The organism is Actinomyces sp. oral taxon 180 str. F0310 (genome assembly GCF_000185285.1).
Classification (GTDB): domain Bacteria; phylum Actinomycetota; class Actinomycetes; order Actinomycetales; family Actinomycetaceae; genus Pauljensenia.
Genome location: NZ_GL622194.1, coordinates 1470390 through 1472746 on the forward strand (window position 1 = coordinate 1470390; position 2357 = coordinate 1472746).

Here is a 2357-nt window from a genome sequence, read left to right on the forward strand (position 1 = left end):
GGCTTTCGTGGGTGTTCCCGCCGTGGCGGGGGCACCCACGAGCGCTCACTCGATCTCGTGCGCTGTCTGCTCCCACACACTTCCTGCCACATATGCAACAATTGCACCAAACGCCACAGGCGCATCGTTACGGGGTATTCCCCGCCACGACGCGCCTGACACGCGGGAACGAGGGTCGCATCTCATCGCTAACATCCATGCAGATAGAACCACACCCCTTCCCGCGGCGGCTAGACTGTGACTGGGAGCGGCCTCGCTGCCACCACACCGTACGTCGCGCGCACCGCGCGGGGGAATGAGGAGAGCACGACTATGAGCATCTTCGACCGCTTCGAGAGCGCCGTCGAGAGAGGCGTCAACGGCGCCTTCTCGCGTGTGTTCCGGTCGGGGATCAAGCCCGTGGACATCACCACGGCGATCCGCCGCGCCATGGACGAGTCCGTCCAGGAAGTCTCCGCCTCACGCATCATCGCCGCCAACCACTTCACCGTCTACGCCTCGCGCACCGACCTCTCCTCCCTCGAAGCCTCCCTCGACGTCCTCGCCGACGAGTTCGCCCAGCAGGCCACCGAACACGCCTCGTCAAACGACTACTCGCTCCTCGGGCCCGTCACCGTTGAATTCGTCGCCGAAGCCCTCGAACCCAGCGGCACCCTCAAGGTGGACGCCGAGAATCGCAGGGGTCCGGCCGCCCCGGCCACCGCCTCGTCCGCATCCCCCGAGCACCCCATCATCGACATCGACGGGGACAAGTGGCTCCTGACCGAGCCCGTCACCGTCATCGGTCGCGGCTCCGAGGCCGACATCGTCGTCAACGACTCGGGCGTCTCACGTCGCCACCTGGAGCTGCGCATCACCCCCTCGGGCGTCATCGCCACCGACCTGGGATCCACCAACGGAACGTTCGTCGAGGGCCACAGGATCGATGCCGCAACACTGCTTGACGGTAACCAGATCGTCATCGGACGCACCAAGATTCTCTTCTGGACCCATCCAGACCAGAGCGGAGTTTAATGAAGTGACCACAGACCTCGCATTCACTGTCTTCCGCATCGGTTTCCTGGTGCTGCTCTGGCTCCTCGTACTCGCCGCCGTCAACACGCTGCGACGCGACATCTTCGGAACCGTCGTGACCCCGCGCGGAAAGGGACGCGACAAGGCAGCATCGCGGCGAAAGGCCTCACGCGAGAAGCGCAAGGAGAAGAAGCGCACGTCCACCAACCCGCTCGCCCCCAAGGACCTCCTGGTGACCGGCGGCCCGCTGGTCGGCACCATGCTGCCCCTGGGCGAGGCCCCCATCGTCATCGGCCGATCCCCCGCCTGCACCCTCGTCCTCGAAGATGAGTACGCCTCGAGCCGCCACGCTGCCCTCACCCCCCAGTCCGACGGCTGGTGGATCGAAGACCTCTCCAGCCGAAACGGCACCTTCATCGACGACGAACGGCTGGCCACCCCGCGCCAGCTCAAGATCGGTGACGTCATCCGTATCGGCCAGACGACCCTTGAGTTGGTGGGCTGAAGCATGTCAGGAAACGCCGTTCAATTTCACTACGCTGCCCGCTCCGACGTGGGCCTCGTGCGCTCCAACAACCAGGACTCCGGCTACGCCGGCGCCAACCTCCTCGTTCTTGCCGACGGCATGGGCGGACCCGCGGGCGGCGACATCGCCTCCTCGGTGGCCCTCGCGCACCTGGTTCCCCTCGACACGGACTCGCACCCCGCTGACTCGATGCTGCCCCTCCTGCGCGAGGCGCTCCTGGACGCGCACGAAGAGCTCACCGACCGCTCCAGCCGGGATCGCGACCTGGAGGGGTTGGGAACCACCTGCATCGCGCTGATGCGCAGCGGCAACCGCCTGGCGATGGTCCACATCGGCGACTCGCGCGCCTACGTGCTGCGCGGCGACACCCTCACCCAGGTCACCACCGACCACTCCTTCGTCCAGTACCTGGTCGACACCGGCCAAATCACGCCCGAGGAGGCGGAGCACCACCCCAACCGCAACGTCGTCCTGAAGATCCTGGGCGACGCGCAGGCCGACGTGGCCCCCGACGAGACGATCCGCGAGGCGGTCGTCGGCGACCGATGGATGCTGTGCTCCGACGGCCTCTCGGGCCTCGTCTCCCCCGAGACCATCGGCCAGGTGATGGCTGACTTTGCGGATCCGGGCGAATGCGCCGAGGAGCTCATCCGCCTGGCGCTACTGGGGGGTGGCCCCGACAACATCACGTGCGTCATCGCGGACATCGTTCCCGCGGGCACCTACCCGCCGGCCCCGCCGCAGATCGTCGGCGCGGCGGCCATCGACCGTCACGCCAAGTCGCGCGGCGGCGAGGGGGCCGCGGCGCGCGCGGCCG

At 67.4% G+C, this 2357-nt stretch carries 3 protein-coding genes; all 3 read left to right on the forward strand.

The window, feature by feature from the left end; genetic code table 11:
• The first annotated feature begins 312 nt into the window (after positions 1-312).
• Positions 313-1014 carry an FhaA domain-containing protein gene (locus HMPREF9006_RS06240; RefSeq protein ID WP_034231293.1) on the forward strand — a complete coding sequence of 234 codons (702 nt, stop codon included), beginning with the start codon at positions 313-315 and terminating at the stop codon, positions 1012-1014.
• 4 nt (positions 1015-1018) lie between these two features.
• Positions 1019-1519: an FHA domain-containing protein FhaB/FipA gene (locus HMPREF9006_RS06245; protein ID WP_009212728.1), complete on the forward strand. Its 501-nt coding sequence runs from the start codon at positions 1019-1021 to the stop codon at positions 1517-1519.
• 3 nt (positions 1520-1522) lie between these two features.
• The coding region (locus HMPREF9006_RS10865; RefSeq protein WP_009212729.1) for a PP2C family protein-serine/threonine phosphatase at positions 1523-2357 on the forward strand (835 nt) is incomplete at its 3' end.

What these genes read in the sequence shown, in the direction of transcription:
- HMPREF9006_RS06240 (WP_034231293.1), top strand. Translation starts at nt 313, where the DNA reads ATGAGCATCTTCGACCGCTTCGAGAGCGCCGTCGAGAGAGGCGTCAAC.